Source organism: Hallerella sp., assembly GCF_022776125.1.
In the GTDB taxonomy this organism is placed as follows: domain Bacteria; phylum Fibrobacterota; class Fibrobacteria; order Fibrobacterales; family Fibrobacteraceae; genus Hallerella; species Hallerella succinigenes.
The window spans coordinates 1-25,733 of sequence record NZ_JALFIA010000001.1 but is presented as its reverse complement, the minus strand read 5'-3'; the positions used below and the strand labels follow the sequence as shown (position 1 = coordinate 25,733).

General features: G+C 49.5%; 24 protein-coding genes and 1 tRNA gene. 7 read left to right on the top strand and 18 right to left on the bottom strand.

From position 1 onward, the window contains the following. Positions 1-4 precede the first annotated feature (4 nt). Positions 5-286, top strand: coding sequence for a hypothetical protein (locus tag MR847_RS00125; protein ID WP_100426494.1), 282 nt, complete (start codon positions 5-7; stop codon positions 284-286). On the opposite strand, the gene MR847_RS00120 is transcribed toward MR847_RS00125, so the two are convergent. Beyond that, positions 283-648, bottom strand: a complete 366-nt coding sequence (locus MR847_RS00120; RefSeq protein ID WP_100426495.1) for a ricin-type beta-trefoil lectin domain protein — start codon at positions 646-648, stop codon at positions 283-285. The genes MR847_RS00125 and MR847_RS00120 overlap by 4 nt on opposite strands. A gap of 65 nt (positions 649-713) precedes the next feature. Between MR847_RS00120 and MR847_RS00115 the strand changes: the two genes are divergently transcribed. Next, positions 714-1,136, top strand: coding sequence for a hypothetical protein (locus MR847_RS00115; RefSeq protein ID WP_100426496.1), 423 nt, complete (start codon positions 714-716; stop codon positions 1,134-1,136). On the opposite strand, the gene MR847_RS00110 is transcribed toward MR847_RS00115, so the two are convergent. Genes MR847_RS00110 through MR847_RS00080 form a run of 7 tightly spaced genes read right to left on the bottom strand, consistent with a single transcriptional unit; the run spans position 1,137 to position 8,990 of the window. Then, positions 1,137-2,366, bottom strand: coding sequence for a formylglycine-generating enzyme family protein (locus tag MR847_RS00110; RefSeq protein WP_106519467.1), 1,230 nt, complete (start codon positions 2,364-2,366; stop codon positions 1,137-1,139). Between the two features lie 10 nt (positions 2,367-2,376). Next, positions 2,377-3,186, bottom strand: coding sequence for a diadenylate cyclase CdaA (cdaA, locus tag MR847_RS00105; protein WP_100426498.1), 810 nt, complete (start codon positions 3,184-3,186; stop codon positions 2,377-2,379). After that, positions 3,183-4,058, bottom strand: coding sequence for a dihydropteroate synthase (folP, locus tag MR847_RS00100; RefSeq protein WP_106519468.1), 876 nt, complete (start codon positions 4,056-4,058; stop codon positions 3,183-3,185). Before folP ends, cdaA begins: the two co-directional genes overlap by 4 nt. A 3-nt stretch (positions 4,059-4,061) precedes the next feature. Beyond that, entirely contained in the window at positions 4,062-6,161 is a 2,100-nt protein-coding gene (gene ftsH / locus MR847_RS00095) for an ATP-dependent zinc metalloprotease FtsH (RefSeq protein ID WP_287722488.1), read from the bottom strand. Next, positions 6,154-7,377, bottom strand: a complete 1,224-nt coding sequence (tilS, locus tag MR847_RS00090; RefSeq protein ID WP_158256942.1) for a tRNA lysidine(34) synthetase TilS — start codon at positions 7,375-7,377, stop codon at positions 6,154-6,156. Before tilS ends, ftsH begins: the two co-directional genes overlap by 8 nt. Further along, positions 7,365-7,715, bottom strand: a complete 351-nt coding sequence (gene hisI, locus MR847_RS00085) for a phosphoribosyl-AMP cyclohydrolase (protein WP_100426501.1) — start codon at positions 7,713-7,715, stop codon at positions 7,365-7,367. Before hisI ends, tilS begins: the two co-directional genes overlap by 13 nt. Before the next feature lie 9 nt (positions 7,716-7,724). Then, a complete protein-coding gene (locus MR847_RS00080) occupies positions 7,725-8,990 on the bottom strand; it encodes a glutamate-5-semialdehyde dehydrogenase (RefSeq protein WP_106519470.1) in 1,266 nt (421 codons plus the stop codon). Positions 8,991-9,131: 141 nt separating this feature from the next. Between MR847_RS00080 and MR847_RS00075 the strand changes: the two genes are divergently transcribed. Then, positions 9,132-9,545, top strand: a complete 414-nt coding sequence (locus tag MR847_RS00075) for a hypothetical protein (RefSeq protein ID WP_100426503.1) — start codon at positions 9,132-9,134, stop codon at positions 9,543-9,545. On the opposite strand, the gene MR847_RS00070 is transcribed toward MR847_RS00075, so the two are convergent. Genes MR847_RS00070 through MR847_RS00055 form a run of 4 tightly spaced genes read right to left on the bottom strand, consistent with a single transcriptional unit; the run spans position 9,535 to position 13,926 of the window. Further along, positions 9,535-10,956, bottom strand: coding sequence for a capsule assembly Wzi family protein (locus MR847_RS00070; protein ID WP_287722482.1), 1,422 nt, complete (start codon positions 10,954-10,956; stop codon positions 9,535-9,537). The genes MR847_RS00075 and MR847_RS00070 overlap by 11 nt on opposite strands. Further along, the gene (locus tag MR847_RS00065; protein ID WP_287722480.1) at positions 10,953-11,879 is read right to left on the bottom strand and encodes a glycosyltransferase family 2 protein; all 927 of its coding nucleotides are present in this window, start codon (positions 11,877-11,879) and stop codon (positions 10,953-10,955) included. Before MR847_RS00065 ends, MR847_RS00070 begins: the two co-directional genes overlap by 4 nt. Then, positions 11,876-12,976, bottom strand: a complete 1,101-nt coding sequence (locus tag MR847_RS00060) for a glycosyltransferase family 4 protein (protein WP_287722479.1) — start codon at positions 12,974-12,976, stop codon at positions 11,876-11,878. Before MR847_RS00060 ends, MR847_RS00065 begins: the two co-directional genes overlap by 4 nt. Beyond that, positions 12,976-13,926: a glycosyltransferase gene (locus MR847_RS00055; RefSeq protein WP_287722478.1), complete on the bottom strand. Its 951-nt coding sequence runs from the start codon at positions 13,924-13,926 to the stop codon at positions 12,976-12,978. Before MR847_RS00055 ends, MR847_RS00060 begins: the two co-directional genes overlap by 1 nt. 33 nt (positions 13,927-13,959) lie before the next feature. Here MR847_RS00055 and MR847_RS00050 point away from each other — a divergent pair, with 33 nt between their 5' ends. Further along, the gene (locus MR847_RS00050) at positions 13,960-15,105 is read left to right on the top strand and encodes a glycosyltransferase (RefSeq protein WP_100426508.1); all 1,146 of its coding nucleotides are present in this window, start codon (positions 13,960-13,962) and stop codon (positions 15,103-15,105) included. Positions 15,106-15,108: 3 nt separating this feature from the next. Here MR847_RS00050 and MR847_RS00045 read toward each other — a convergent pair whose 3' ends face one another. Further along, positions 15,109-15,837 carry a hypothetical protein gene (locus MR847_RS00045; RefSeq protein ID WP_287722477.1) on the bottom strand — a complete coding sequence of 243 codons (729 nt, stop codon included), beginning with the start codon at positions 15,835-15,837 and terminating at the stop codon, positions 15,109-15,111. After that, a complete protein-coding gene (locus MR847_RS00040; protein WP_100426510.1) occupies positions 15,837-16,847 on the bottom strand; it encodes a PorV/PorQ family protein in 1,011 nt (336 codons plus the stop codon). Before MR847_RS00040 ends, MR847_RS00045 begins: the two co-directional genes overlap by 1 nt. Positions 16,848-16,893: 46 nt before the next feature. Here MR847_RS00040 and MR847_RS00035 point away from each other — a divergent pair. Next, positions 16,894-16,966: transfer RNA gene (locus MR847_RS00035), tRNA-Lys, on the top strand. 108 nt (positions 16,967-17,074) lie between these two features. Here MR847_RS00035 and mqnE read toward each other — a convergent pair. Further along, positions 17,075-18,121, bottom strand: a complete 1,047-nt coding sequence (gene mqnE / locus MR847_RS00030; protein ID WP_287722475.1) for an aminofutalosine synthase MqnE — start codon at positions 18,119-18,121, stop codon at positions 17,075-17,077. Positions 18,122-18,415: 294 nt separating this feature from the next. Here mqnE and MR847_RS00025 point away from each other — a divergent pair, with 294 nt between their 5' ends. Continuing rightward, a complete protein-coding gene (locus tag MR847_RS00025; RefSeq protein WP_287722473.1) occupies positions 18,416-20,242 on the top strand; it encodes an EAL domain-containing protein in 1,827 nt (608 codons plus the stop codon). A gap of 69 nt (positions 20,243-20,311) precedes the next feature. Here MR847_RS00025 and metK read toward each other — a convergent pair whose 3' ends face one another. Beyond that, positions 20,312-21,502 (bottom strand): methionine adenosyltransferase, encoded by a 1,191-nt coding sequence (metK, locus tag MR847_RS00020; RefSeq protein WP_100426513.1) that lies wholly within the window; start codon positions 21,500-21,502, stop codon positions 20,312-20,314. Positions 21,503-21,637: 135 nt separating this feature from the next. Between metK and MR847_RS00015 the strand changes: the two genes are divergently transcribed. Continuing rightward, positions 21,638-22,399: a Nif3-like dinuclear metal center hexameric protein gene (locus tag MR847_RS00015; RefSeq protein ID WP_287722472.1), complete on the top strand. Its 762-nt coding sequence runs from the start codon at positions 21,638-21,640 to the stop codon at positions 22,397-22,399. Positions 22,400-22,406: 7 nt separating this feature from the next. On the opposite strand, the gene MR847_RS00010 is transcribed toward MR847_RS00015, so the two are convergent. Continuing rightward, positions 22,407-22,982 carry a hypothetical protein gene (locus MR847_RS00010; protein WP_100426515.1) on the bottom strand — a complete coding sequence of 192 codons (576 nt, stop codon included), beginning with the start codon at positions 22,980-22,982 and terminating at the stop codon, positions 22,407-22,409. Positions 22,983-23,041: 59 nt separating this feature from the next. Then, positions 23,042-25,733: TIGR02171 family lipoprotein (locus MR847_RS00005; RefSeq protein WP_502798484.1), on the bottom strand; the 2,692-nt coding region annotated here is incomplete at its 5' end.

Genomic DNA, 25,733 nt, shown 5'->3' with positions numbered 1-25,733 from the left:
ATCTATGCATCAGAAACGTTACCTTGTGGAAATTGCAATCGGCTTCATTGCCATGATTCTCGGGACGTGGATCAGCATTCTCGTGTGGCTAGAAGGCTATTATCTCGGAGCGTTGATGCTCGTGGTGACGGGGATGATTACAGTTGTGCTCGGCATCAAGGAGTATACAGGAAAAAAAGGACCCCTGCTTCAGGAATCCTTTTTAAAGATCTTGCGTCGAACGATGCTGTTTCTGAACTTGATGCTTTCGGTCGTCGTTGCAGGAACTTTGGTTTCGATGCTTTAATTATTGGGTACAGCCGGCTGAAGCTTCTTGTAAATGCTTTCGTAAGTGCTCGCGTTGATTCTCTTGTACTTAGAAATAATTGTACCGAACTGGTAGAAGGCGGAGTCGCCTTTGACGCGCATATAGAAAGGCATGTCGAGGGAATTCTTGCCCGTGAGAACGGAATCGCCTTCGATGCTTGCAAAGAGATCGCCGTTGATGTTGCGGATCGTATAATTGTTTTCGCCAGCCTTCGTTTGGAAAACTTCAAAAATCATATCGTCTTCGCCCTGCCAATGTCCGGTAAAAACCGGCTTTTCTTTGGAGCAGGAAGAGAGAGTTGCAAGAGCCGCAAGGGCGCCAATCCAAAAAAGTTTTTTCATAAGGTTCTCCATGACTTTCTTTAAAATAATAAAAAGTCGTGCAAAAAAAATTATCTTTTGCGTGTATGCGAAAGACTCTTCTCTTTCTGCTCTCTCTTTGCACTTTTGCTTGTGCGGAATGGGGGCCGAAAGATGTTCACCGTCTGCTCATCCAACGGACGAATCAGAAACCTGGGGTTTATACTGGAAAGCTCGAATCGGTGATGGACACCGCTGGATTAATTGTCGTGGCGGAATTTCATAAGGTGATGGGAGATCATTACCGACCTACGATCACCAGTGCGAACGATTTCAGCTGGCACGCCCGATTTTCCAAGCATTATCTGAATCTCGCTCTGGATTTTCGCATTTCCGATGTTCCCAAGCACAAACGTTCGGGATTGGTTTCCGCTATCAAAAAAGCGCTGGAGAAGCGCTTTTTCGTCTTGTGGGAAGATGTGGGTCGTTCAAATGAACACTTGCATGTAGAGTTTCTCGGTGAACCCTAATTACGGCTTTGCGTCGGCGCAGCAACGGAATCCGACGAAGTTGTACTGGTTCTGCGGATAGAAGCTGTACTTGGTATCTGTGCACTTACTCTGATTCTGCGTATCCCAAGCGCCACCGGCGACGAGGTAACGGTTTGCTGCCCCTTCGGCCGGAGAATCTGTCCATTCCCAGAGGTTTCCGTTCATGTCGTACATGCCGTACCAGCTGCGGCATTGTTCCTTGCGACCGGCTCGGCGAGCCTTGGAAGAATTCGTATTGCACTTGGCAGGCTTGTAAGAAGATCCGTAAGAGTAGCGTAAATTGTCCTTGCCCTTGCAGGCGGCAGACCATTCGTCGAATTGACAAAGGCGCTTTCCGGCATTTGCGCAAAGGGTCTTTGCCTGTTCATGGGAAACCATGTCTTTAACAACAGCGTCAGGTTGGTTCGGATATTCATAAGCGTCCACGCAAACGGTCTTGCCGTTGACGGGAACTGGATAGGCGTTCTTGCCGCAGACGTTATCGCTTGCCATATCGTAATGGACTTTTTGCCATGCGGTTCGGTTGCCTGCAGAGTCTTCTGCAAGATAATAGACGTCACCCGTTTTGTTGTATTCCACAGCCTTCGTGAGTTCCTGGATGTGGTTCGTGTCGCCGATCGAGTAATAGGTTTTGCACTTGTATTCGTCGCACTTGACCTTCAGCTGAATCGGGTCGTAGTAACGGCCTTCCGGCGGGACGATCGTCGCTTCTGGCGGAATCGAGTCGCGGTTCGCGTAGGCGATGCTGTCGGCTTTGCGGATGCTGTCTGCACGGGCTATGCTATCGGCAACGGCTGCACGTGCCTGCTTGAGGCTGTCTTCCAATGCCTTCTTTTCGCGTTCGAGGCTGTCGCGGATTTCTTTGCGACGCTTGGCGATGCTGTCCTGGTGCGCTTTTTCTTCTGGTGAAAGTTCCTTGGGCTGTTGGATTGCAAGGCTATCGTTGTAACGCGCGATGCTGTCTGCACGGGCTGCTTCAAGGCTGTCGTTGTAACGCTTTAAGCTGTCCAAACGGAGATTGTCATAAGTCGAGATGCTGTCGAGCATGGCTTCTCGTTCGGCGAGCATGTCGGATTGCATTTTGGAAAGCTCGCACTGCACCACAAAGAGCGTTAACAAAAGCAGAACCATCAAAATCAAGATGGTCAAATGGTATCGGCGTTTTCTTTGACGGATGCGATCGGATACTTTCTTTTCGTTTTCGGTCATGATGTCTCACTTACTTTTTACTGGAATCGCCTTCAAAAAGGTCGTGCCAATGGCGCTTGATTTCTTCTTCGACTTCCTTGACGCTGAGCTTTCGGCGAAGGGAAGCTCGATATGCAATCGAGATGTAACCGGTTTCTTCGGAAACGACAATCACCATGGCGTCGCATTCGGCGGCAAGGGCTTTTGCTGCGCGGTGACGCATGCCGTAGCCGGAATCCTGCTCCGAGGTAATCGCCGGGAGCGGAAGAATACAACCTGCCGCCACAATGCTATGGCTGTTCAAAATCACGGCGCCATCGTGCAAAGCGGAATTCGGAAAGAACAGCGCACGCAAAAGGCGCGAACTGATGCGGGCGTTCAAAAGTTCACCGGTATCCGCATAATTGCGAAGACCCACACGGTTTTCCAAAACGATCAGCGCACCGAATTGGTTCTTCGCCAAGTCCTGCACAGCCGCGCCGATTTCTTCTGCGATCAGTTCAAGACCGCTCTGGTGAAAGAAAAGATTCTTCAGGTTCATCTTTCCCACCGATTGACCGATACGCGTCAAGGCTCCGCGGATTTCCGGCTGGAAAAGAATCACGATCGCGATAATGCCGAGGGTTGCAAGATTGCTCAACAGCCAAACGACCGTATGCAGATCCCACCACTGCGCAAGGATCCAGCCGATCAGCAGCAGGCCACCGCCGACAAACATCTGCACGGCGCGTGTTCCGCGGAAGAGCAAAAACACGTAATAGGCGACAATCGACACAAGGAAAATGTCGAGAATGTCGGCAAAACGGACATCGATGACTCCAAACAGCTTAAACAGATTCATTTGCGGAATGCCTTTAAGAGTTGAAGGGATTCCACAGCTTCCTTGACATCGTGAACGCGGATAACCGTGGCACCGCTCAGGGCCGTGAAAATTCCAGAGATGACTGTCGGAATCAGACGGTCGCTTTTTTCAAGCCCCGAGATTTTTCCGATATAGGATTTGCGGGACATCCCGTAGAGAACGGGGAAGCCCGTTTGTACAAACGTTTCCACGCCTGCGATCAAATCGAGATTGTTCTGCAGGTCTTTTCCAAAACCGATGCCCGGATCGAGGCAGATTGTTTTTTCATCGACGCCCAGGTCGATTAATTTCTGAGCGGCAAAAAGAAGTTCACGTTCCACGTCGGCGACAACATCCTGATACGGAGCATAGTCCTGCTGCATCGTTCCAAAGTTGCCGCGCATGTGGTTGAGCACGCTTGCGGCTTCGGTATCCGCAATGGTCTTTGCCATGTTTGGATCGTGCGAAAGGGCGCTGATGTCGTTGATGATGTGCGCACCTGCCTTCATGCTTTCCAAGGCGACTTCGGATTTAATCGTGTCGATCGAAATCCAGAATTTTCGGGTGGAAAGGAGCGGAACGAGTTTTTTCACCAGTGGAACGACGCGGTCGATTTCTTCTTCAGCTGAAACCGCAGCGGCTCCGGGGCGAGAACTTTCGCCTCCGATGTCCAAGATTTCGGCGCCTTCGTCGAGGAGCTTTAAGGCGTGTTCGTAAGCGGCGTCGAGCGTGTTGTGCTTTCCGCCGTCAAAAAAACTGTCCGGTGTTACGTTGACAATGCCCATGACCGCCGCGACAGGCGATCCTGCAATGATAGAGTCTTTTACCGTCCACGGATTCGCGTGGGATTTTGCCAAGTAATCGCGGAACATACTTTACGCCTTTTCTCCTTCGGCCTTATTAGCGACGGGAGTTTCTGGAACCACTTGTGTCGGAACAGGAGTCGGACGGCCCGGATCAGGAGGCGGCTCTTCTGCCTTCTTTTCTTCTTCGCGCTTCTTTGCCATCATTTCTTGGAACAGGTAAGTACGGCTCTTTTTAGTGCTTTCGAGCTTTTCGCCGGCGATGACTCGGTCGATTTCTTCGCGGTCGAGCACTTCGTTTTCGAAAAGCGCTGTGCCGAGAAGGTCGAGCTTTTCGCGGTTTTCGATCAAGAGCGCCTTTGCCTTTTCGGAAAGACTTTTGACCAAGCTGTTGATGGCTCCATCAATCGCTTCTGCCATCTTTTCGGACATTTCCTTCGGTTTGCTGATTTCACGACCGAGGAAGATTTCGCCGTCGTTACGCGTGTAGCAGAGTGGTCCAATCGTTTCGTCGAAGCCCCATTCGGTAACCATGCGACGGGCGAGTTCCGTGGCACGGGCAATATCGTTCGAGGCTCCCGTGCTCAGATGGTTGAAGCAAATGAGTTCGGCAAGACGGCCCGACATCAAAATCATGATGTTTTCTTCCGCTGCTTCCTTGGACATGGAAACGCGGTCCATTTCCGGGAGCGACATGGTCACACCGAGGGCGCGGCCACGCGGAATAATCGTAATCTTGTGGAGCGGATCTGCGTGCTTGCAAAGAAGGGTCATCAAAGCGTGACCGGCTTCGTGGAAGGCGGTGTGACGCTTTTCTTCGTCGGACATGAGAAGTGTACGTCGTTCTGCACCCATGGCGAGCTTGTCGCGTGCTTCTTCAAAGTCTTCCTTCGTCACCTTCTTGTTGTCGAAACGAGCAGCGAGGAGGGCAGCTTCGTTGATCAGGTTTTCGAGGTCTGCACCGGCAAGTCCTGGAGTTCCACGGGCGATGTCCTTTACGTTCACGTCGTCTGCGAGAGGAACCTTGCGCTTCTTCAAATGCACGCGGAGAATTTCTTCACGGCCCTTCAAGTCCGGAAGACCCACGGTGATCTGACGGTCAAAACGTCCCGGACGGAGCAAAGCCTTGTCGAGAACGTCCGGACGGTTTGTCGCCGCAATCAAAATGACGCCTTCGTTTGCATTGAAGCCGTCCATTTCGACGAGCAGCTGGTTCAAAGTCTGTTCGCGTTCATCATGACCGCCACCGAGACCTGCACCACGCTGACGACCGACTGCATCGATTTCATCGATGAACAAAATGCAAGGTGCGTTCTTCTTGCCCATTTCGAACAAGTCGCGGACACGAGCCGCACCGACACCGACGAACATTTCCACAAAGTCCGAACCGGACATGCTGAAGAACGGAACGCCTGCTTCACCTGCAACCGCACGGGCGAGAAGGGTTTTACCTGTACCCGGAGGACCGACGAGCAAAGCGCCCTTCGGAATGCGTCCACCGAGATTCGAGAACTTCTTGGGATCCTTCAAGAACTGGACGATTTCTTCAAGATCAGCTTTTGCTTCATCGCAACCGGCGACATCCTTGAAGGTGGTCTTCGTCTTTCCGCTTTCGTTCAGCTGGCGAGCCTTGCTCTTGCCAAACGAGAACATTCCCATTCCGCCCTTGCTTCCGCCGGTCTGACGCGCCATCATATACCAGAAGAAGGCGATTAAAAGGATGGCCGGGAGGAAGGCGAAAATGCGGTCAATCCAGCTGGTGGTTTCGTGCTGCACACGGACTTTGATGCCCTTGTTCTGTTCCCACGCGTCGATCTGATCGCTGGTAAGGTCCAGAACATGGCTTGTGAAGGCGACCGTATGGTTCGAATTTGTCGATCTGCGGGCGAGCTTCGAAAGCAGACCTTGCTGCTGTGCTTCTTCCGCCATTTCTTCGGCATTCATTGCACGGGTGCCTTCGACCATAATGCCGTCGAGGGTGCGCTGGAGTTTTAAACTCTTGATCTCCGTCGAGGAGTCGTTCATCATGGCGAAGAAATCCGTTCTTGTCAAATCCAAGGACGTATCGTCGTTATAAAGGCGCATAAAGAAAAGCACCATTAGGAGCATCGTCGCAATCAGGAAAAAGTTCCTGTTGTGGAATGCCGATGGAGCTTTAGGCTTATTACTCATAGGTTTCCTTTATTCGAGGTGGAATTCCGTAAATTTGCAGGATTTGCTTTCCGTCGGAAAAAACGGGGAAGCAATCTCTGACAAAAGCCGGAACTCCATTGTCTTCGAACCATTTTTTGAGCGATTTGGATCTTCCGCTCGGAGGTGTATAAACATCTCCATCTAAACGAAAGCGCCATTCGCCCAAAGGGGCTCGTTTTTTTTCAAAAAGATACAAATTGTGGGCTTTGGAATCCTGCAAGGATCTGCAAAACCAAAGGATATGGCGCGATTTTTCAAAAATCAGGGATTTATTCCGATTTGCAAAATTTGATTTGAAATCGACTGTATTGGGATACTCGAATCCGAGGTTCTGTAGCCAGATTCTTAAAAGTTCTGCGGCGCCCTTTTCGCTTTTTTGACTCAAGGCGTCCCAAGCGGAATCGTGCAGCGCTAAAATGTGCTCGTAAGGCGCAATTTCTTCGGGGAAAGGCCAAAGGGAAGGGGGAACGATTTGCGGTTCGAACTCTTGCTCGATTTGGCAAAGGATTTTCTCGTAGATGCGAGAGCCGACTTGGGCGATCCGGCACAGCTGTTTTACCGCTTGTACATTTTCTGCTTCGATCCGAGGCAGGATTGCGTGGCGGATAAAGTTGCGTTCAAAGGCTTTGTCCGCATTGGTTTCGTCTTCACACCAGCTTAAATGATTCTTGACTGCGTACGCTTCGATTTCGGATCGAGGAATGTTTAAGAATGGGCGGTAAACGCCGTCGTTACGAATAAATTGAATTCCGCGAAGCCCTTTGAGGCTCGTGCCGCGGCGAAGGCGCATGAGAAGCGTTTCTGCTTGATCGTTTGCATGGTGCGCGGTCAGAATAGCGTCTGCACGGCAGTTTGAACGTGCGGCGATTTCGAAGAATGCCTTGTAACGGGCTTTCCGCGCATTTTCTTCAACAGAGCCGGATGCTTTTAAGGATTCACCGTCTAAATGGTGAATAAAAAGCGGAACGTTCAGTTGTCGGGCGAGTTCCTTGACGAAGGCTTCGTCCCGGTCTGCGGTTTCTTTGCGAAGCCCGTGGTGAACGTGGGCAAATGCAATCCAGTCGAGCCCCAAATCCTTTTGATTTTGTACAAAGTAATGGGCAAGGCAGACGGAATCGACTCCTCCGGAAACGGCAAGAAGCAGTCGTTTCCAGCCACGCCTTTGAAGTTGTCTGAGAATGCTTACTTGTCGCACTTTTTGAAGAAGCAGGAGCGGGCGCCGGTATGGCAAGCGACCTGTGGCCCTTGCATGCGGACTTCAAAAAGGAGTGCATCACTATCGCAGTCCGCGTACCAGTTCACGACGGTCATCACGTTGCCGCTCGTATCTCCTTTATGCCAGTATTCCTTTCGGCTACGGCTCCAAAAAACCATTTCGCCGCATTCATTTGTACGTCGAAGCGCTTCTTCGTCCATCCAAGCCATCATCAGCACGTCGTGCTTGTCGGCATCCTGAACGATTGCCGGGGCAAGTTTCTTATCGCCGAATTCCACTTCAAACTTGACGTCTTTCATTAAATCTTCAAACTTCATGCAAATTCCTTAGGAACGGATCTGACCTTCGCCAATCAAAACCCATTTGTAAGTGCAAAGGCTTTCGACGCCCATCGGGCCGCGGGCGTGAATCTTGTCTGTCGAAATGCCGACTTCCGCTCCGAGACCGTAAACGCCACCGTCTGCAAGACGGGTGCTGGCGTTCACCATTACGCTCGAAGAATCGACGTGCGCAAGGAAGTATTCCTGCACCGCCTTGTCTTCGGCAATCACGGATTCCGTGTGACGGCTCGAATTCTTTTCGATGTGGTCGCAGGCTTCTTCCACATTCTTCACAAAGCGAATGCTGAGCTTGAAGGCGAGATATTCGTGATGGTAACCGTCTTCTTCTTCAAAGTCCTTGACGTCGGAAAGACGAGTCTGAGTTTCCTTGTCGCCAAAGAATTCCACATTCTTTGCGCGAAGCGGATCGAGAATTTTCTTGACATCGGCGTCGGAAAGGGCGCTGTCCAAAAGAAGGGTTTCCATGGTGTTGCAAGTACCGCAACGCTGAGTCTTCGCGTTTTCGACGATCTTTGCAGCCATGTCGATGTTTGCGGATTTGTCCACGTAAATGTGGCAAATGCCGTTAAAGTGCTTGATCACCGGAATAGAACTCTGATTGGTCACAGCGCGAATCAGGTTTTCACCTCCGCGAGGAATGACGAGGTCCAGGTAGTCGTGCATTTTGAGAAGCATACCGACGATGGAGTGGTCCGCATATTCTACGAGCTGAACCGCATCTGGATCGACGCCGAACTTTTGCAGAGCGTCACGGAAAATATTTGCCAAAATCTTCGAAGAGTAAAGCGATTCCTTACCGCCACGGAGAATGACCGCATTGCCAGCCTTAAAGCAGAGCGCGGCACCGTCAATCGTCACATTTGGACGGCTTTCGTAAATGAAGAAAACGCATCCCAGCGGAACACTTACACGGGAAATGTCCACGCCGTTATCAAGCTTGCGCTGTTCCAAAACCTTACCAAGCGGATCGGCAAAAGTGGCGATCTGCTCCACGCCTGCCGCGATTCCTTCGAGACGTTCATGGTTGAGTGTCAGACGGTCATACTTGGCCGGGGAAATCTTGTCTTTGAAAGCTGCGAGATCCTTTGCGTTTTCTTTGAGAATGAGTTTCTCGTTTTCACGCAAAGACTTGGCCACTTCGAGAAGGACCTGGTTACGGACATCCGCACGGACAGTGCGGATACGGGCAGATGCGGATCTTGCCTTTTTAGCAAGTCCGAGAGCGTATTCATGAATTTCTTCTGAAGTCATATCGTCAAATTAGCAATTTTTAAGCACCGCGTTTTTATTCAAAAAAGAATGTCCTGTTTTTCGGACGACAATTGGAAAGTGTATGTGTTTTTTTTATAATTCGCCGAAAAATTGAAAATTGCAATCCATCGTGGAGGAAATATGAAAAAAATGATGTTGCTCGCAGCTTCTCTTGGTGCTTTTGCTTTGACAAGCTGTTCCAATTATTCGCGTAGACCCTATACGGAAATCCCTCTCGCCGAAGGGGAAGAAGAGGTCGCTCCGAACGAATTCTGCGCTTTCGAAGATTTCCCGAAAGATGTCCCGTTCAAATATGTCCACGTCGTTAAAGCTTCGAAGATGCTTTATGCCGATCCGAAATCCTTGCGCCCAGCGATTGAAAAAATGGTGCGTAAGAGAGGAGGAAACGCCGTCGCCAATTACCATGAAAATATTCGCTTCGGCGCCTTCTCGCTTACCATAGTGCGCCCGGTTGCTAGCGGGGATGCCATCACCATTTTGAATACGCGAGGCAAGACTTGCGAAGAAATGGGCGGCCAATCTTTTACCAAGTAACGCCGAGATTTCCGCTCATGCGGTATCCCTCGTAATCGCCGAGGTAAAAGCTTTGGCTGTAATTCGCCCAGAGCCATTCAAGCGGGGTGAATTTGATGCCGAAGCCGAGTTCGCGGTAGTGGAGGGTCGTTTTGTCGGCGAGGTAGGTTCTGTCGGTCGGATCGTACGGCGTATGGATGTCGTAAAGGTTTCCACCGAATGCGGTATCCTTTGCGACGTTTGACGCAAAGAGCTTCATTTCCAGATCCTTGTACGCGGCGCGGACTTCCGTGTAGAATTCGCGAGAGTTCGGTCCAAGATTCGATCCAAAGCTTTGTCCGTAATGCGTGTATGTGTATCCGGCTCCCTTGTGATGCGTATAGACCCAAGGCTCTATCCAGGTAAATTCAGAGTAGTACGAAAGCAGGATCGGTCCGATTTGGCGGTTGTCCGTTCCAAGGCCTAGACTTGCCGCCCATTTGTTGCCCCACCAGGAATCGTTGAACATGCTGGTGGGCGTTTTCATGTCGTCCCACAAAAGTTCGCCGTAGATTTCCCAGTTCGGAATCGTTTTGACGCTTACATCAAACGAAATGCTCGTATTTTCCAAGTCCCCGGTGTAATGTTCGCAGAAGAGGTACGGAATAAACGGAGCCGCATAGATCCATTCAAAGCCTCGGTTCGTACTGTCGGCATCTTCGTTCGGATTGGAATCTTTGGCTTCCACGGTGGAACCGTAAACGATTGTTTCGCTTAAGCCGAAATCAATGTTCCAGGGGAGTTCCAAGTTCAAACGGTGCGCATGGAAATATTTTCCCTTGTGCTTGTCGTGGTAAAGCTTGCCTGCGTACTGCGTGTATGTCACCGGTCCAATTTCGAATTCATAGCCAAAGTAAGGCGTTGGAGCAGGAATCGCAATACGGTCGGTGGAATCCATCCACGGACGGTAATTGTGGTCTGCGCCACGGAGCGTTAATTTGTTACGACGCGCCGGTCCCCAGGAAAGATAATCGACGCCACCCATCATGCGGATATTTTCGTTAAAGCGGTATTCGCTTGCTGCAGTAAAGGTGTCCCAGGTTCTGGAACTGGGGCTTTGTACGTTGTAAGGAATGCCGTTGTATGGATTGTAAGCCTTGTCTTCGTAAGTGCGCGTGGTGCGGTCGCTCATCACGCTCGCACTGGCGTGGAAGGTAAAATTCTGGGTGATCGCTCCGTTGATGTACAAATTCACAAACAGGCTGTTTTCCACATGCTTGTCGTCTTGATCGGTATTTGTAAAACGCGAAACGGAAACGGAATCGCCGAGAGTACCGCGAATTCTGAAGTAGGCGGAGGAATCTCCAAAACCGATATGTCCCGGTTCCACGGCAAAAGCTGAAAGCGCACAAATGGCAAAACTCAAAAAAGCAAATAAGAATGAACGTTTCATTTTAAAATTCCTTTCCCATTCAAAGAAAAGAGAAGAAGTTTCCAATGGATTCTGGCGTTATCCCGAGCCGATTTCTTGAAAAGTGCAAAAGGAACGAGCATTCCCAGACGCAAAAGGCTGCGGACAAATCGGAAGGTACGCGAGAGAACCGCTCCACCATACCCAAAATGCTTGCGGTAAAAGTATAGCTGGGAAGAGTCGTGTTGCAGACTTCGCGAAAGCACGTTCTTTGCTGAACCACCGCCCAAGTGAACAATCGGAGCTTCCGCATTCAAAAGAAAGCGGTAACCGAGCTTGCGCGCTCGATATGCAAAATCCTGATCCTCGTAATACATGAAAATTTTTTCATCAAACATGCCCACGTCGAAAAACGTTTGAACGGGCATCATCCAGCAGACGGCATTGATCCAATCATTCGAAAGAAAATGCGTTTCTGCTACAGCCTTCAATTCGCCGTGAAGCCTTTTGTCTGCGCCACGGACCGTGCGGAAGGCGTTCAAAAAAAACTCTGCGTGCGAAAGAAAACGGTAATCCGTCCGTTGTAGGCTTCCGTCCCGATTTTTGACGAGAGGAGCAAAAATCGTTTTGCCAGAATCTTTTTCGGCGTCTTCCCGAAGCTTTTCCATCGCTTCGACGGTCACAATTGTATCGTTGTTCAAAAAACAGACGAAGTCAAAGTTTTCATTTTTAAGACTTCTGCAAAGTGCTTCGTTGTTTGCAAACCCAAAGCCTTTGTTCGTGGAAAGCGCGTAGACTTTTGCTTGAGGAAAATCGACTGCGATTTTTTGTGGCGACCCATCGGAACTCGCATTGTCTGCAATCGCAATTCTCCAGTGCTCGGACGGGAGCTTGGAAAGAACCGATAGGCAGTCCTTTGTCATCGCGTATCCGTTGTAAGTCACAAGGACGATCAGCGTTTTCATTTGGCCTCCGCGTGGAGCTTTTCGAAAATCGCTTTCAATTTTTTTGCGGCGTGTTCCCAGGAATATCGCTTGATGACAGACAGACGCTTTTTATTTTCCTTTTCGGAATAGGAAACTTTTTCGGGATGCGCGTAAAGGTCTTCAATCGCCTGGGCAATGCTTTCGGGATTGTTCGGTTCAAAATAGATGCCGAGCGTCCCTAAAAATTCTTGCATCGGCGAATCCTTGGAAACGAGAACGCGGGCTCCGTTTTGCAAAGCTTCGAGGGCAGGAAGTCCAAAGCCTTCGTAAAGCGTGGGGAAGACAAAGCCTTTGCAGGTCCTGTACAGTTTCTGCAATTCTTCAGAGCTGACAAAACCGAGAATCTCAATGGAATCTTGAACGGGAGAATTCTCTAGCAAATCGTGGAACGCCTTGTTGTGCCAGCCTGCGGGACCTGCGATTTTAAGCTTGGGCGAAACTCCCTTGGCGTGTAGAATTTCAAGCGCTTGGATTAAGCGGGGGAGATTCTTACGCGGTTCCATGCTGCCCGTGAAGAACAAGAAGTCTTCTTTAGGAAGGGGTTCCTGGATCGTGTTTTGGCTGGAAATGCCGTTCGGAATAATGCGGAGCTTTTGCTTCGGGATCGACGGGTAGAATTTTTTGAGTTCCCGTGCAGTGAAGTTCGAAATGCAGAGAAGAATGTCGGATTTGGAAAGCGAACGTGTGCCGTAGTACTGTGTAATCGTTCGTACACTGCGTTCCATCGTTTTCGGGAATCGGCGATAGACAAAATCGTGAACGGTCAGAATTTTGCAAATGCCTTTCGGTCTGCGCAAAAAAAGCGTCTGTTCCGGTCCCCAGCAAACATCGATCTTATGTTCTTTGGCAAGGCTCGGCAGTTCGAACTGTTGCCACAGGATTCCCGGCAATTTCGTCTTGGAAATATGGTACGAAAAGTTCGTCGCAAAAAGACGGTAAGCGACCGGCGACGGAGAAAACAGAATGTATTCGTTCGTGTAATCGATCTTCTGCAATTCGTCGAGCAGGCTTTCCAAATAGACTTTGAGCCCTGCGGAATTCGAACGTAACAATTTAACGTCAATACCGATGCGCATCAGGATTTCCCCAACAGGTGCTTACAAATCGGATATCCGAGCGAGGCTCCCAAAATCTTTTTCACTCGCTTCCAAGGTGTACAACCCGGATACAGCGCTTCTTGATTTTTCCAGAGCCAGGGAATAGCGGAAAAGTTCGGAGAATGTTCGAGGCTTGTCTTCAAAAATTCTCGGTAGCGTTCCACAAAAAGGATTTCTTGCGTCGAAAGATCCAAACGGTCTGCTACAGCCAGAAAACCTTCTGCAACAGCCTGATTGATCTTTAACGATTCCGACATGGAAATTTTAGGAGCGATTCCGACGGAATTTTGATCGTGGATTCGGTAATTTAAAACCGCTTCCGGAATCGCTTGGACGCTTCCGTTTTTAGCGGCGCAAAGGGTAATCCATTCGTCGTAAACCGGAATCCATTCCGGGATCGGCAAAATCCGGGAAAGAAGGGAAGCCTTAAAAAGCGAAAGGCAACCGTTTGCGTTGTTCGTTCCCGAAAGTCGTGCGCAGATAGGAATCTCTAAAGGAATGCCCGCCAAGTCTCTCCAGGATTGCGCGATTTGCTTCCCTTCGGCATTGATCACGTGGGCGTCGCCAAAAACAAAGATCGGTGCGTCTTTCAAAAGAAAGGCTTTTTCCAAAACTTCAAATTTATGCGGAAGCCAAATATCGTCCTGGTCAGCGATGGCGACGAGGTCGTTTTTTTCAGCGACTTTTTGGATTTCTTTCAGCGCATCCGAAAAAGCTTGCCGATGCCCGCCGTTTTTTGGGCGTACAAGAATTTGCATGGGAAGTTTCGAAGCGTATTCCTGGAGGATCGAAAGGGTGTTGTCATTCGAGGCGTCGTCGACAGCAACGATACGGTCGGCTTGGCGATTCTGCGTCAGCAGAGAATCGAGCATCGGAGCAAGGAACCGTTCTCCGTTATAAGTGGCGAGTGCGACGAAAATTTTAGACATAATTTTTAATAAAATAGTATAAATTAGGGCTATATGGTACCAAAGAAGAAAGTCGTTATTGTCTGTGACAAGAACTCGAGAACCAGTTTCGGGCGTTTAACGCTCGATTTGGAACATACGCTATTCGCGGATTTTGATGTTTCGATTCTTTGGTTGAAGACTCCCAAGTATTTTCCGGACGACGACAAGGCGCTCCCGGAAGAACGCGGAACCAAGAGCTCTTCGATTTGGGCAAAGTCTTTGCACATGGGTTTTTACAAATTTCGCGAACCGTTTGTGGAATATTTGCAAAAGCTTGACCCGACGATTGTCTTTTTCATTCGCCCGGAACTCGGCTTTTTGGTGCCAGTCGCCAAAAAGGTTTGCCCGAAGTCGAAAACGGTCGTGCTGATCCATGACACCTTTGCGGAAACGCTTTATCCGTTCAGCGTCAAGTTCAAACTGATTTCCATGTTCTATGCGAAACCGACTGCCAAGGCGGACGGCTTTGTGTACAACTCCCGTTATTCCAAAAGGGAAGCGGAAAAATATTACGGTATCGCCGGCCGCCCGAATGCGGTGACGGGACTTCCGCTGAATTCGCTTTACTACAATCAGAATTCCGACCGGATGCTCTACCGCTCCATGCGCAAATCTTTCCGTGAAGATTTGGGCATCAAATCTTTTAAGGCGATGGTCTTGAACGTGAGCCTGCCCGAAAAGCGCAAGAATATCGCGACCTTCTTTGACATGGCAAAGGCTCGTCCGGATGTCGCTTTTGTGCGTATTGGAAAGGTGAACCGTTACGTTCAAATGCTTTTGGAAGAACGTCACTTGAAAAACGTATTCCATTTCACAAGTCTTTCAGTGACAAACCTGCGAGAATTCTATCGCCATGCAGACCTGTTTGTGCAGCCGTCCTTTCAGGAAGGTTTCGGCCTGCCTCCGCTTGAAGCGATTGCCTGTGGAACTCCTGTTGTTTGCGCGAGGACGACCGCCTTGGCCGAAATCTTTTCGGACGTATGCCCGACCGTTTCTCCGGCGACGGATGTGCAGGGTTACTTGGACGTGTTGCAGTCGGTGATGGACGGCAAGTATGAATATAATGCTGAAAAGGTCTCTGAGCTGCTTGCGCGTTACAGCATCAAGACGATTGCAGATAAATTAAGCGCCTTCTTCTATTCGATTCTCGACCGCTGAGTTTTAACGCGTCGAAACCTTTTCAAACATTTCTTTTGAAAAACGAGAAAGCTCGGTTACCGCTAAGGATTTTGCATTGAGCTGTTTTCGATTTTTAAACAGGGCGTTCAGCGCTGCGGGATGGCGCAGGGCGAACTTCAAATACTGGATGATGTCCAGGTCTTTGTAATAGACGCGTCCGAGTTCGCGGATGCGGTCCGGCTTGGAATATTGCTTGGCGGCGACGGATTCGATTTCGATGCGCGGTGAGGCAAAGAGGTTCGCTCCCAAATGCAAAGCGCGAAGTCCCAGATCAAAAAAACGGATGTCGGTTTTGAACTCGGGGTCAAAGCCGTGTAACGCGTGGAGAAGGCGTGTAGAATAAATGCCGCATTCCGGAGAAACGCTTGCAATCGGACGGATTTCTCGGTCTCTGTTACTGCGGAATTCTTCTTCGAGTCCGCGCTTTTGATCGATTAAAAATCCTGACGAAAATACCTGGTGCGATTCAGCATGAAGGACGCGCGGAGCAAAGGCGTCTGCGTAAGGAAACTCCACGCAGATGTCGGCGACCGCATTCAGAAAATCGCGCGTCATGCGAATGCCTGGGGAAACGAGGATCGTCCATTCCGCATCCAGTTCCGGTAGAACTTCCGAAAAATTTTCGGCAAAAAACCATCCAAGAGCACGGTCCTCGATTGAAGGACAGAGCCTTTCCTTGGAAAGAACGATGATATCAAACTGTTTTTGCATTAGAAACGAAGTCCAAGCCCTACGCGATGTTCCATACCGAGATTCTGTGGCAGGTAAGAGAAGGCGTAGTCAACGGAGAAGCTCGAGCCCGCATAGCCGAGACCGAGGCTGAAAAGACGGGCGTTGTTCGTTTCATTAGGACGGTCTGCAGAAGAGAAAAGTTCTTTAAAGTCGCGAGAAAGATCGAGCCACGTCCGGGAGAAGCCCGCTCTTACAAAAAGGTTCGATCCGATGACGTATTCCGCACCGAGTGCGACTGCCGGTTCTGCATAACGGGGGAATGTCAGCTCCGAATAAAGCGAAAGGCGCGGGAGAGCTCCTGGAATGTAAAAGCCCGAAAGCGCAAAAACTTCTTCAAGACCGTAATCGGTATCGCCTTTGTCCACGTAAGCGCGGATCATCTTACCGAAGTTGCGGGCAGCAAAACCAAGACCGTATTTGCGGGACGAGGACTGCCAAAGAACGCCCCAGTCAAAAGCGAGAGCCATGGCTGTTTGGTCTGTTCCGTCGTTTGCCAAAAGGTCGGTTGCAAACTTGATTGTGGAACCGAATTGGAAATGGGGAAACGGAAGGGAAAGGGATAGAGCGGTGACAGAACTCTGCGGACTGTAGGTTTTGCCGGTCTCGTTACCCAGGTCGTCGTAACCGTCGACATCTCCATAGCGAATCCAACCGTAGCTCAGCTCCGCGACCATCGCGCCGACTCGCCTTGCGTAAGCGATGTATCCTTGGTTTTCGGCGAGTTCACTCGTTTGCCAAGAAAAGGAAACCGCATTTTTTTGATTGGAGTCTAAAACGATTGCTGCAGGATTCTGTAAAACGGATCCTGGGTTCGAGGACGGCTTCGCGGCATTCGCATTTTCCATGGCTGCACTGCGTGCGCTGTAGAAGGACCCGAGGAACGCAAAAGCTTCTTCACCGGTATCGTTTTTTTTGAAGTACGCCTGTGAAGCGGTTATGGTGAAGAGAACCGTTAGAACGAAAATGAAATTTTTTTTCAAAAAAAACATGCTTATAATTTACAAAAAAGAGAATCTTTACTAAATTATGTCCGTCGGGCTAATAGCTCAGTTGGTAGAGCAACGCCCTTTTAAGGCGTGGGTCGAAGGTTCGAGCCCTTCTTAGCTCACGAAAACCGACCGTGTTACATGTAATGCGGTCGGTTTTTCGTTTTTAAAGCAAAAAAACGCCTCGATATCGAAACGTTTTCAAATTTTTGGGGTAAACTAGGGCGAATTTACGGGGAAACGGAGATGACGTCGTATAGGGCGTCGCGTTCCACGGGAATGAGTCCTTCGTTCTGGATGAGTCCGCGCATTTTTTCGGGGCTCATGCCGACCCAGGTGTCGGCTCCTGCGGCATGGGTAATCTTCTCTTCCATAATCGTACCGTCGAGGTCCGAAGCACCGGCATGGATCGCTTTCAGCGCTGTCGGAATGCCTGTCTGGATCCAGTAGGCTTTGATATGGGGGAAGTTGTCCATAAACAAGCGGGACACGGCAATTGTGCGCAGAACGTCTTCTTCGGAGGCCTTATGCCCGACTTTGTGACCGAGCGGATTGTTTTCCGGATGGAAAACGAGCGGAATGAAGGCAAAGAATCCCGGCGCCTCATCCTGCAATTTTCGTAAAAGCGACATGTGCTCGATGCGGTCTTCGATCTTTTCGATATGGCCAAAAAGCATGGTCGCATTGGTCGGAATGCCCATCAGGTGCGCTTCCTTGTGCACTTCGAGCCATTCTGCGCCGGTTTCCTTTTTACCGCAGATCTTGTGGCGGATTTCTTCGCCGAGAAGTTCCGCGCCTCCGCCCGGCAAAGCGTCGAGACCAGCGTTTTTTAAGTCTTGAAGAACGTCACGCACGTGACGCCCGGCGAGCTTTGCAAAGTGGCAGATTTCGACTGCGGTAAAGGCTTTGAGGTTTACCCCGGTGAACATCTTGCGGAGCGTGGCGAGCATGTTCAGGTAATATTCAAAAGGATGGTCGGGATGCAGACCGCCGACGATATGGAGTTCCTTCGCACCGCTTTGGACTGCGGCCCTTGCCTTGGCGATGATTTCTTCTAAAGTCCAGTCGTAGGCGTTGGAATCCGTTTTTTTGATTTTGGAAAAGGAACAGAAGGAACATTTGAGAACGCAGACGTTTGTGTAATTGATCTGCCGATTATTGACCCAAAAAACATTCTTGCCGTGACGCGCTTCTTTTTTTGCATTTGCCATGGCGCAGAGTTCATCCAATGGAGTTTTGAGGAATAGGTCCAAAGCTTCCTGTTCGGAAATTCTCATGTCGGCATTCCTTGCTTGTAGTTCACTTTTGCCCAAAAATATAAAATTTGGGCCTTTTTTCATATTAAAGAGGCTAAAATAGTTGATGAATGTAAATATTTTATTAGTATTGCTGTAGATGGGGAGATTAAACCCTGGATCGCTATTTTATTTGGTGGTTATTTATTTATGAGATTTTTGTTGACAGACTCGTGCTTTTATATCTGTTCATTGCTGATCATGCTGAGCTGTAGCATCTATTACTATAGCCATAAAACTCCGCAGAAAGATCGTAGCAAGGTTTTTGAACTCATCATGTTCAATATACTTTTCACGTCGATTGCCTCTTTGATCGCTACGTCGATGGAGCCGCTGGTGACGACTGACATGAATTTTTACAATTATGTGCAACAGTTTGCAGAGACCATCTATTTCGCCCTCCATGTGCTACTCGCTCCGCTTTTTGCCCTATATGTCGTTTTTGTGAATAATTGGGGGGATAATCATTCTACAAAAAGCATCTTTTTATTCCTTTCTCCGGCACTCCTTCTTGAACTCTTTGTGCTGACGAATCCGCTGACGGGTTTGATCTTCTATTATCAGGACAATGTTCTTTTTACCCGTGGTCCGATGGAACTTTTGATTTATGCGGAATCGGCGGGGTATTTGCTTTTTATGATTCAGCAGCTTTGGCTCTACCGTTCGATTCTTTTGAAGACAGCGGCTGTTGCCCTTTGGATTTTTATCGGGTGCGGTCTTTTCGGCATGGTGGTGCAGCTCCTGTTTCCGTGGTTAAAACTTGAACTTTTCTGCGAAGCGATTTCCCTGATGGGCGTAATGCTCTTGATCGAAATGGACGATTTCCATACTGATTCGATGACAGGGGTTTACAACCGCCACATGTTCATCGCGGACAACGATCGCTATATCCGTTCCAATCGCAAGTACATGGTAATGGTGATTACGCTTTTGAACTACAATAGCTTTCTGCGTATGCTCAAGAACGAAGACTTGGAAGAGATGGTAAGAAACATCATCCATTGGGTCATCAAGAATTCGCGTGGCACCGTTTATCGCATCGCGCGCAATAAGATCGGTATCATCACGAATCAGGGTCGCATGGAATGTAACCAATTTGCCATGTTCTTCAAGGAATGCACGCACAGCAGCGATGTGCATCTGAACATGCTCAACAATGTCTCGCTTTCGCTGTCCGCTTCTATCGACATCGTATGCGTTCCAGATGAAATTTCCAAGCCTGAACTTTTGATAGAACTCAGCGAAGAACTGCATGATGCAATCAAGCCGGGCTTGATCGTTCACTGCGAAGAAGATGTTGAAAAAGTCAAGCGTCGCGTGGAACTGGAACAGATTCTGAAGAAGGCGATCCAGGAAAAAAGCTTTGAAGTGAATTACCAGCCGATTTGGAACGTGGAAACTTCTTCATTTGACTGTGCAGAAGCACTGGTGCGCTTGCACGATCCGGTCTTTGGAAGTATTCCTCCGATGGAATTCATTCCGATTGCGGAACAGAACGGCATGATCAATGACATCGGACGCATCGTCTTTGAAAAGGTTTGCCTGTTCTTACACGACAATGAGCCGAATCGCTATGGTTTAAAAGAAATCGAAGTGAACTTGAGCATTTTCCAGCTGTATGTGGAAAATACGGATGTGATGTTCCGCAACATCATGGAAAAGTACGGGGTGACTTCGAAACAGATCAATTTGGAAATCACGGAATCGTCGGCTTTGAACGAAAATGGCATCGTCAAGGAACACTATGAAAAGTTGCGCCGCCTCGGATTTACATTCTCCCTGGACGACTTCGGTACGGGCTACTCGAATTTGATCCAGGTGATTAGCAACGATTTCAAGAACATCAAGCAGGACAAGGGTCTCCTTTGGGATACCAAGAATCCGAACTCGCACAAGTTCCTGGTGGAATCCATCAACATGATTCGCAAATTCCGCTTGGACGTGATCCAGGAAGGCGTCGAAACCAAGGAACAGCTCGAACTTGTTCTGAATGCAGGCGCAAACAAGATTCAGGGTTACTACTTCTCAAAGCCGTTGGACGCGCCGTCCTTCTTGGACTTTATCCGTTCTAGAAACGCTTCGACAAATCCGGTACATGCTTAAAATTGGATGAACTAAAAAGAAAACCCGTCAGAAGCCTGACGGGTTTTCTCGTAAAAAGTTTGATTTGAATTAGACCTTGAGAGTCTTCTTGAGAGCAGCAACCTTGTCGGTCTTTTCCCAGGTGAAGCGTGCGCCGGTGCGACCGAAGTGACCGAGAGCGGCAGTTGCCTGGTAGCCCGGCTTCTTCAGGTCGAGCATCTTCACGATGCCGGCCGGGGAGAGGTCGAACGTCTTGGAAACGACTTCTTCGATCTTGCGATCGTCCACCTTCCCGGTGCCGAAGGTGTTCACGAGAATGGAAACCGGCTTCGAGTAACCGATGGCATAAGCGAGTTGCACTTCGCAACGGTGTGCGAGGCCTGCTGCCACGATGTTCTTTGCCACGTAGCGGGCTGCGTAAGCGGCACTGCGGTCGACCTTGCTCGGGTCCTTGCCGCTGAATGCGCCGCCTCCATGACGGCCCATGCCACCATAGGTGTCTACGATGATTTTACGACCGGTAAGGCCGCAGTCGCCGTGCGGACCGCCGACGACAAACTTGCCGGTCGGATTCACAAGGTAACGGGTCTTTTTGTCGAGGAGCTTCGCCGGGATCACCTTCTTGATGAGCTTTTCGACGATTTCCTTTTCGATCTGGGAATGCTTCAGTTCCTTGCCCTTCACGAATTCGTCGTGCTGGGTGCTAATGACGATCGTGTCAACGCGGACCGGATTGTCGTTTTCGTCATATTCGACGGTGACCTGCGACTTGGCGTCCGGACGAAGCCACTTGATCTTGCCCGATTCGCGAAGGTTCTGGATTTCTTCCATAAGCTTGTGGGCAAGAGAAATCGGGAGCGGCATCAATTCCTTGGTTTCGTTCACAGCGTAGCCGAACATCATGCCCTGGTCGCCGGCGCCCTGCTTGTCGTCTTCCTTGCCATCGGCTGCCTTGGCATCCACCCCCTGGGCGATGTCCGGAGACTGCTTGTCCATGGCGACGAGAACGGAGCAACCCTTGTAATCAAAGGCGAGTTCCGGATTCACATAGCCGATGCTCTTGATTGTTTTGCGGGCGATCTGCTGGTAGTCAATGACAGCCTTGGTGGTGATTTCGCCGGAAATGACGACGAGACCTGTATTGACGAGGGTTTCGCAAGCGACGCGGCTATTCGGGTCCTGAGCGAGGCAGGCGTCGAGGATTGCGTCCGAAATCTGGTCGCAAACTTTGTCTGGGTGTCCTTTGGACACGGATTCGGAAGTAAAAAGATAGTGGGCCATAAAGGTTCCTGTACAGGTGTGTTTTTGTTTATCTATGCGTAAATTTATAAAAACGCATAATATGTGGCAATGGATTTAGCGGTTTTTTTGGAGTATTTCGGTAGGGCTTTGTGACTTTTGACCTAAATTTAGGGTATGAAACTCAAAGATTTCTCAAATTGGCTGGATAAGTTACTCGACCCGAAATCCTTTAAGGATTATTGCGTGGACGGGCTCTGCATTGAAGCGAATGATCAGGTGACGAAGGTCGTGACAGGCGTGAGCTTTCGCGATCGCTTGATCGATGCTGCGATAGAAGAAAAAGCGGACTGCATTCTGGTGCATCATCCGAATGGATTTTGGAAAAACGAAGATCGTATTCCGGTGGGGCATTACGGCGAGCGTCTTCGCCGCATGTTCCAGAATGGCATTTCTCTTTACGGTTACCATTTGCCGTTGGACGGCCACATGGACATTGGCAACAATGCCCTGATCGCGAAAGCGATGGGCTTGAGCGTAGTGGACGGCTTTATGGTCGAAGGCGAAAAGCCCGTGGCCGTCATTGCGGAATTTGACACTTGTGTTTCGAAGGAAGAATTTCTTGCTTGTGCCGAAAAGGCTTTTGAGCATGGAGTCCAGAATGCTCTGTTGTACGGTTCAAGTCAAATTCACCGTGTTGCTATCTGCAGCGGCTCGGGCGCAAGCGGAATTGAAGAAGCTCTGGACTTGGGATGTGACGCTTTTATTACCGGTGAAATCAAGGAAGCGGTTCCCATCACCTGTGAAGAGCGCAAATTCAACCTGATCCACTGTGGACATCATCGCACGGAAATCTTTGGCGTGCGAGCCTTGGCGGATAAAATTCAAAACGAACTCCACATTCCGGCGAAGTTCGTTGATTTGGATAATCCGATTTAAGAGCTTATTACTTCAAAGAATTAAATTCTGCACACTGGAGTTCTTCGAGGCGGTTACCCATAGCCTGGTTACGGGTACGGGCGTTGCCGAATTTTTCCGGGATGCGGAAGCAGTATTCATATTCGTTGCCGGCATCGGTCGGAATCGTGAGCTTGAACGCGCGGACTCGGTTCTCGCGTTTTTTGCTTGTGCCGCGGTAACCTTCGTGGTACTCGTAGCGGTTGCGAATTTTCTTTAAGCGGGATTCCTGGTCAAAGCGCAATTCTTTGGTGATAGGTCCGGAAAGTTCGACGGGGAAGTTTCCCGGAATGCGAAGTTCTAGACGGTCTTCTGCCATGACGATTTTCGCGTCTTTCGGAGCAATCAGGTAGCGTTCTTTGGCAATGTTGCGGTAGGACCTAAAGCGGACGGTGCGGACACCGCAGAGTTCTTTCATGTCCGGCTGTTCGACGAAATCGATTTCGCGGCATACGGGTGGCATGTTGTCTGGCATTTCCAGGTTACTGCCATCGGATGTTCCTCCGCAGGCATTCAGCAGGCATAAGAACAAACAGCAAAATCCCAACGCAATTTTAAAATTCATAGTTTTAATATAATTCCAAGAGTTATAAAATGCTTGCAAAAATCTAAAAATGTTGAATTTTATTGGATTTTTAAAAGCAGAGAATCCAAACGGACGGTGAGCTTTTTTGCACCTGAAAGACCTAGATGGTCATCATTTGCAAAATCTTCGGATTCGTAATCGTTTTTGCCATTCTTGTATTCGTCCAAGATGTAGAAATTGTCTTTGACTTTTGCGATGGAATCGAGTGTGTTCAAAAGCATTTTGGCGTCCGAAAGCGAAGGTCCGTAACGTCCCCAGATGTTTTCCTTGGAAATGTAGAGCGGGTTTTGCGGGAAGACGATGCCGACAACGTTGACCCCATAGGTTCTAGCGACGTCGATAATTTCGAGCAATTTCTGAATATTGTACTCGGCGCTTGTTTTGTTGTATTTCGAAAAATTCACTTCGGGATTTTCGCTGTAGCCGGTGGAATGAGACTTGTAAAGTCCGCGGTTATAGGCGTAAGTCCCGTATTCATTTGGATCTGGGGAAATGTTGTCCACGACATATTTTCGCATAAAGGCAGGCACGCCGTCGCTCCAGAAATCATGATGGGCATCGTAGAGGTAACCTGGGACGCTATGATAGAGTTCTAAGAAATCTTCATCTGTAAAGATCCAGCGGTCGATATCCAGGGCAATCGCAATCGTTTTGATCTTTGGCTCGTGCGGCAGGTAATAATGGCTGATAAAGAATTCCGTGCCAGCCATGTCTTGTGCGGAATAAGAATGGTTGACCGCATAGCCCGCCGAAATCAGGGTGGGGTCGATGCCGGAGAAGGAACGGGAAGATCCGGTGATGATCACTTCCGCATAGGAGCGCGTTGTCCAAAACAGATCCATTTTGACTTTAAGAATGCGGCTTGCGAGATTGGACGTTTCGAGCATGTACACGCCAAGACTGTCGATAGAAAGGGTCGTATCAACAGGGAACATGTTTCTTCCTTGTTCGATCCAAAGGGCTGGATGCCAAAGCTCGTTTCCTTCAACGAGGGTCAGAACACTGGAATCACGGATATCGACGAGAACGATTTTGGAATGGCGGCCTTCGGAATCGGTCAGCGTGGCAAGGATCAGGTTCGGATTGGTGGTCCATTCGGTGTGGTCAAAGGCGTATCCGTCCGGGGAGGGGATTGCTTGGATCAGTTTGCCGAGACTGTCGGCGATGAGAATGCGTTCGTGGGCAGAATAATTTTCATCTGCGAACTTGCGACCGGTTTCGCTGCCAAAATCTAAGAAGAGAGTGCGCTTGGAAGAATCTTTGGAAAGCGATGCGTTGCAAGCCTGCTCGCCGTTGTACCAGATTGTGTCTGAGTCGTCCGAGTGAACGCGCAAAAGCTTGGATCCGGTGACGGCAAAATTCTTGTCGTAGGAAAGCCCTCCGTGATAAGAACCGTCAAAAAGCTGAGTCAAGCTGCCGAATTCTTTTTTGTTGAATTGAAGCTCATATGTTTTTTCTTGGAAGAAGGTTCCGTCGCTTTCATTGTTTCCGCCCGAAGTTCCAAAGATTAGGCTTGTGTCCGTGTAATTGGTGACATGCCAGCGGGGCTCTGCGGCAGAGACTTTCTTGTAGCGGAAAAAGGTCGTGTCTGCAGCGTTGAAGGCTTGAATGTAAAGAGTATCAAAGCCAGAAATACCTTCCGGTTGCGTCGAATAGGCGATCCATTGGCCGTTCGGTGAAATAGTGAGATGGTAAGGTTCTCCGCGTTTTTTCGGTTCGAAAACCGCATTGTTTCCACAGGCATATTCAATGACGATGATTTTTCCCAGGTCGTCGTCGCGGAAGGCGAGTCTCGCATGGGTCGTGCCAATCTTGGATTTTAGAGCCTGTGCGGAAGCGACCGGGATGATGGTTGAATTTGTCGTGCCTTCGCTGTTGAAATACTGGGCATTTGGAATGGCTCCGACGGCGAGGCGGAATCCGACGTAATTGGTTTTTGTGGAAGATGTGACCGTGTAAACATCACCGCGGGAATACACCTTCATGTTTTCTGGTTTGTTCTGGTAGCTTCCGCCTTTGAGAATCCGTTCTCCGAGGGGTCCTCCGTTGGGGGATCCGATGTAGTTCGCAATGGTCGTATCCTTGAAATTGCCGAGCCAATCATTGACCCATTCCATGGCGTTGCCCGCCATGTCGCAGAGAGTCGTGGAAGATTCCGTGGTGCAAACCGGGTGCAGGGAGTCGTTAGAATTTTTTGAATTCCAGGATCCGTCGGGGGTAAAGCCTCCGAATTCCGCGGCGTAGACCCATTCCGCTTCTGTCGGAAGTCGATAGCCTTTGGACGATGGGGAAAAGCTGAGCGCTTCGATACTTGTGCAGTTTCCGTCTACGAACGTCGCTTTGGAGTAAGAATAAGCGGTGTCGAGCTTTTCTTTTTTGCTGCGGGCGTTGGCGGCGAGAATCGCGTCGTAGTAGGTGATGTTTGTCATCGGCAGGGAATCTGCTTTTTCGATGTCCTTGCCGGTCCATTCCGCATATTCTTTGCGGGTGACCTCATGCTTTCCAATGGAAAAGGCGTAGTCGAAGGAAACCTGCATGGCTGGGGTTTCCGACGAGGAACCTGCCTCATTGGTTCCGAGTGTCGTCGAGTTGGATTTGGCGGGGATTGCAATCATGCCGACATGGAGTGTGTCTGCATTGGGATCTTCTTCATGGCTAGAGCTTCCGCTTGAAGAATCCGAACAGGCGCATATGAGAAGAAACAAAAGACTGATAAGAATTAAATGAGGC